Genomic DNA, 5,786 nt, shown 5'->3' with positions numbered 1-5,786 from the left:
ATAGGACCGTGTTTTTCTATAGACTTCGATCTGTTCTTTAACCGTTGCGATGGATGGTGTCTGCATTTCGGATCTCCTTTCGTTTCGGAGATCTTCGTGGATGGCTCAGCTCAAGTCACGAATCGTTGCGGAAAGGACACGGATTGCTGTGTATACGGCCTTTCCGAAGCCTCTTACAAGCTTTTGACCTTGACCGCGTGGTGGGTCGATCTCGTCTATCCTGACTTTGACCTCTCGAGATTCATCGAGCAAAACTGAGAGTGTGCGGTGAAATGCATTTAGATCTATTGTGATATTTGAGTTGTGTCGGTGGATGCCGGTCCAATGCTGGTTTTCTGAGAATGACGTGAATGCGGCCAGTTGATCTGCCGTGATGTTTGATATATTCGATGGAGCAAAGATTGCAGACCATTTTTTTAAGAAGCATTCGTTGAACGCTTTCCGATCCGGAGTAATCTTATGCTGAACTTCTTTAAGAGTCTCGACTGCTGCTGCAAAATCCTCTGTAGGATATCTCTCCAGTGCGCCCTCTTTTATTTGGTTCGGTTTGAATTCTTCGTCTAACCATCTTTTCACTTTGTCATGGGTGGTCTCGCTTTTTCCTGCTAATACTCGGACGGCACGAATAACTTCATATATCCACGTTTTTTTGTGTTCTAGAGAATAGGGTTTGTTGGTGAAGGGATTGATTCCAAAGGCGTGTTGACTCAGAAAAGAATCCCAAAGCTGTCTGTCGCTCTGTGTTTGGGACTCCTTTATGGCAAGATCATAGATGAGCTTCTGTGTTTCCTTCTCAGGAAATGCCTCGCGGATAGCAGTAGGAATTTGCATTGATTCAAAGCTCAAAAAATCACTCCATTGTTGTGGGGAGTCCAAAGAATTCGTGAATATAGGCGTCTATTCGTTTCTATTATGCCCGTTTCATCAAATTAACCGAGACGGGTCCTGGTATCTATTTTGCGACTTTCACTTTGTTAACAGGCATACCAAGCACAAATGATCAGTCGATGCGAGCAGCCTTCCTAATTTTAGAGTTTATTGAATAGGAAAGTGCTGCAGTAGCCGTGTTGATTAAACTAATCCCGAGGAAGTTGTTTCTCCTCCCAGCATGAATGTCGAACCCTTAAGGGATACGCAATGCAGCGAATTCAGTAATACAATGCTTCACTTCTTAAGTGGGTTTTAAACCTGTGGTGGAGGTGGGGCAAATTGAGATCGCGTTTGCCAAAATCCAAAGGCCTCAATGTTTAATCTAAGGTTCTAAGGTTCTAGTAAACGATCGCTTACTTCGAAAACCACTAGTAAACGATCGTTTACTAGTGGACAATAGTAGTAAGCGATCGCTTACTAGAGGAAAGCATGAGAATTACAGGTAAATATGTAAAAATAACTACGGTTGGCTCCGAAATCCAAGCCTATATACCGGATCCGCTAAGTCCAAAAGACCTGAGCCTAACCGGCGCCCGTACCATTCTATTGAATGATGCTATCCAGGCTTTGCAGAAGCTCGATATTGCGACAAATCTAGTTTCAGGCCAAGAATGGCTTTTATATGGATTTGTGAGAAAAGAAGCAGTCGTGACCTCTCAAATTGAAGGCACACAAGCAACCCTAATAGACCTATTGAATAACGAGGATGATGGACAACAAACCGGGGATCTTGAGGAAGTGTGTAATTACCTCGCTGCCCTCAATTATGCCTGGGGCGAGTTAACTAGCCCTAAAGGTTTGCCGCTTTCATTGAGACTCATCAAAGAAGCACACAGTCGATTAATGAGAGGAGTTCGCGGCCAGAATAAAACTCCAGGTGAGTTTAGGATATCTCAAAACTGGATAGGAGGTATGCGTCCAAGCGACGCCACTTTTATCCCCCCACCCCCGAATGAAATGAACATATGCCTTAGTCAGCTTGAAGCATATTTTCACACGGACGACGCTGTCCCACCATTGATTCGGGTGGCAATGATTCATGTGCAGTTTGAAACTATTCATCCCTTTCTTGATGGCAATGGAAGGATTGGTCGTCTGCTCATAGCTCTGCTATTGCGGCAATATGGGTTAATGAGGTCTCCTCTCTTATATGTAAGTCTGTACTTCAAGAAGCATCGCCACGAATATTACGAACTTCTTAACCGAGTTCGAACACATGGAGATTGGGAAGCCTGGATCGATTATTTCTTAAAGGCTATTAAAACTGTTGCAGATGATGTTGTGGACACTTCAACTAGACTGCATCAGATAGCAACTCAGGATCGCGAGAAGCTTCTTAAACATCCAAAAATTACAGTTGCAAGTATGCGCCTTTTTGAAGAACTCCCCAAGAAACCAATTATAACTCTGACTGAAGCAGTCCAGCGACTTGAGTTGACAAAACCACCCGTTTCAAAAGCGGTTAGTATTCTTGTCGCTATGGGTATTCTGGTCGAGGCGACTGGAAAAAAGAGAGATAGGGCTTATCGATATAAAAGTTATCTGGATATTCTTGCTGAGGGCACCGAGCTTTGAATCTATTCTCGATATGAATTGAAGCTAGGCGATTTCAACCTACCCCGTCTACAAATCAATCGAGCGCTATATCTGCGATCCGTCTCGCGATGAATTCAAGAACGTAAGAGGCCTCGAAGATCATGTGATTGGACATCCCGCAAAGGCTACCCTCACGTGGATGTTCTGGTCACCTATCAAGGTCTTTTCCGCTTTGTTCGGATAGCAGTTAGCAAGTCGAGTTCTTTAAATTCCGAGTCTTGCTCACCTGCCCAGCCTTTCTGTATAAAACCTTGACGATCTTCCTTGATGTAGACCATGAAATAAGCAGCCGCTAATTGGCCAATCGTGTTTTTGCGAATTGAGTCTGGAGTATCCAGCAGATGTCTTCCCTTGTACTCGACAAATACGTAATTCTCTGTCGAGAAAACGATAAAATCTGGATAATGACCTCTAAACAATTTCACATCAGATGGCTCATTACGAGTCCAGTTAAGATCGTGCTTTTTGCAGAAAGTATCTAAAAAGTGCGCGAACTCTCGCTCTTGGCTGCTTGAGTACGTCGATAGTGATGAAATCTTCTCTAGCAATGCGTCGCGGACTGTTGGCTCCCAGATTCGCTGCGAGTTCGATATCAAGCCAGGATTCAACGAGAAAAACTTCATTCTCATCATCGACGAAATCAATCGAGGCAAAGTTTCGTCTATCCTGGGTGAACTCCTCTTCGCCATTGCGGACCGAGACGACATCGACGAGGCCGGTGTATCCCATCGCATGCCGGTTTCCCTTCAATATTCCGGCGACTCCTTCCTGCTGTCGGACCGCTTGCATATCATAGGTACGATGAATAACGCCGATCGCAGCACCGATGACATCGACCAAGCCCTGAAACGCCGTTTTGCCTTTCACTTTTTCATGCCCAAAGCAGAGGTTCTCTCAGACGTAACGATGGCCTTCGCCACCCGGGATACAAAAATCACAAACCTGACCTGTGATAAAGTCTGGGAAATTTTCAGCGGCATTAAAGCAACCCATATAATGAGCATACTGAACACAGCGATCCTGAACAAAAAAGCGATCACGCGTCCGAAGGAAAGACAAATTGCGCATGGTCTCTTCATTACGCAAGCCCGCAAATGGACCGCGGAACTGACCAAGGAAGAACTCGAAAAGATCACATCTGCGGCAGATGGTAGCCAGATACAGCGCATCGAGATCTTCTTCGAGGAAGTCCTCTATCCAGCATTGCTCAGCGCCTGCGCGAACAATGAATTTTTGCTGCATGAGGTCGTGACGTCAAAGCATGCGGAATCAAATCCGCCCAATACATCGTATGGCGAGCTCGTTCGGCCAGCGCGGATTCCGGGACTCAAGATCGCATCATGAGCGAACATCGCTTCACATTCATGTTCAAAGGCTTCGATGAGGAGGACAAGGTGATCGAAGTCGAAGGCGTTCCCTTTGAGGATCGCCTTTATGGTCACTTTCGTTTTCTGAGACCTACTAATCGAATCTCCACTGAATCCTGCGGTTTCGCCATCTCTCTGGAAGAAGACGCAGCGATCATCAACTTGCTCGTACCCAAGTCGCTCTGGAAAAAAGTCAAAGATACGGTCGACCAGAATGTGCTTGCCGAACAATACGAGGAAGTCGCCGATAGCATTATCCAGTTCTTCAACAGCCTGTCCTATTTTACTGACTATCCCGGTTGCAAACCGAAAGAACAGTATTTCCCTCCAGGCGAAAACGTCGAGGCTAACTTTTCTGAATACTCAGATGAAGTTTCCGATATCTTCGACTTGCTAATCGGCCTACGCCTGGAGAATCTCCATTTAGCCCTGACTCGCAGTGCACGCACACTCTTCTGCCGGAGGGAAGGCGTCTCGAACAGCGCCAAGGGGAGTATCGACTATGCGAAAACCGCGAGTCTAAACTCAGGCTTGGCCCATCGCTTCTTTACGCGATCGGTAGCCCTCGACTACTCTCATCCTTGTTTGAGTGCCATTGCTCTCTTCGTCGATGAAATTCGTGCCAAGATAAGGCTCAACAAGAGAAACGCAAGTAACCTTAGCAAGTGCCAGGAGATATGTGACAGCTGGTTATCGGATTCCCGCCCCTCCTACCAGGACATCGTGAGGGTTGCGAATCAAGATGTCGTGCTACCGCCGGACCTTGAAGAAATTCAAAAATTTGCCCCCTGGTGCGCATCCATGATACTCGACATCAACGAGGCCTTTAGCCGCAAATCGAACGATGCCCCCAGGCTGAGCGGCAAGCTCTTCAACCTCAACAAGGTCTTGGAAAGAATCCTAATCTTCTCTCGCCTTTCCGCTGGAGCTGAACTTCTCGCAAATGCTGGCAGTCGAAACGCGCTTTTCAGTGGCATGGACCATGCATCTTCCATCACGGAAGCGAAGTTCACCTATCTCAGCTACGACAACCTACCTGACTGTGTGGAGCTCATCCGAGAAAGCAAGGAAATCGTCGTCTATGATGCCAAGCACTTCGACGATCCCGGACGTGATGAATTCTATAAACTCACGCAGAACTGCAATCAGATCGACCTTTTGTTTGATGAAACCATGGATGGCAACGTACTTGAAAACCCGTCTTTCTACCGGGTTTCCCGAGCTGTCCTCTTTGTCCTCGCGCGGGAGGCAGACTGTGAACTACTCGCGCAGACCGAGTTGTTTGGGGCATCAGAAGGAACCCTCGTGCAGTACGGAGGCCATTTTCCTAACGTCGTCGTGATTCGTTTCAATTTCCCAAAATTCCTCGACCTTTATCGCGATCATGTCTTTAGCAACAACACGGACAGCCTGTTCCATAAACTAGGGACGGAGATTTCGAAAGAAGTCTCAATAAATACGGGCGGCCAACCCAATTATCCCAGCAAGAAGGTAAGGGAATTGCTAGATAGCATACAGGCGACACTGATTGAGCTTAAAGCTCTGACCGATGAGACGGAAGAATTCGAATTCCCCAGTTCCGCACAGGAACTCAACCGAATACTCAAAACCTTCAAGAAGTCATCCTAGGCAAAAGCTTCCCATAAATGTCGCAATTCGGCTTTCGATGAGCGGCCTAGAAATAGAAGGGGAGTGCAGAATGAGCCGGACACCATGAAATCAAGGCACGATTGACCCCTACTGAGCCCGTCCTATAGTGACCCCAATTTGATTGAGACCACCCTTAAGCTGCTGTAGAAAGGAAATCTATGGCTTACAGCGAAGGTGCAGTTGTGTCAGAAAATCAGCGTTGGACAGGCAAGAGGAAGGCAGAGGCGGTCCTGGATATGATCA

At 46.7% G+C, this 5,786-nt stretch carries 5 protein-coding genes; 3 read left to right on the top strand and 2 right to left on the bottom strand.

All coding sequences use genetic code 11. The features are described 5' to 3' along the window. Nucleotides 1–105: 105 nt before the first annotated feature. Complete coding sequence (locus tag VE954_RS38190; protein WP_324963079.1) at nt 106–846, bottom strand: hypothetical protein; 741 nt, start codon at nt 844–846, stop codon at nt 106–108. 513 nt (nt 847–1,359) lie between these two features. Here VE954_RS38190 and VE954_RS38185 point away from each other — a divergent pair. Further along, complete coding sequence (locus tag VE954_RS38185) at nt 1,360–2,505, top strand: Fic family protein (RefSeq protein ID WP_324963077.1); 1,146 nt, start codon at nt 1,360–1,362, stop codon at nt 2,503–2,505. 176 nt (nt 2,506–2,681) lie between these two features. Here VE954_RS38185 and VE954_RS38180 read toward each other — a convergent pair whose 3' ends face one another. Beyond that, nucleotides 2,682–2,951, bottom strand: coding sequence for a hypothetical protein (locus VE954_RS38180; protein ID WP_324963075.1), 270 nt, complete (start codon nt 2,949–2,951; stop codon nt 2,682–2,684). 40 nt (nt 2,952–2,991) lie between these two features. Here VE954_RS38180 and VE954_RS38175 point away from each other — a divergent pair, with 40 nt between their 5' ends. Further along, nucleotides 2,992–3,870, top strand: coding sequence for an AAA family ATPase (locus VE954_RS38175; protein WP_324963073.1), 879 nt, complete (start codon nt 2,992–2,994; stop codon nt 3,868–3,870). Then, nucleotides 3,867–5,522, top strand: coding sequence for a hypothetical protein (locus VE954_RS38170; protein ID WP_324963071.1), 1,656 nt, complete (start codon nt 3,867–3,869; stop codon nt 5,520–5,522). Before VE954_RS38175 ends, VE954_RS38170 begins: the two co-directional genes overlap by 4 nt. Nucleotides 5,523–5,786: the final 264 nt, after the last annotated feature.

It is taken from the genome of Oligoflexus sp. (assembly GCF_035638955.1).
Taxonomy (GTDB): domain Bacteria; phylum Bdellovibrionota_B; class Oligoflexia; order Oligoflexales; family Oligoflexaceae; genus Oligoflexus.
This window is presented reverse-complemented; position numbering and strand designations above follow the sequence as displayed.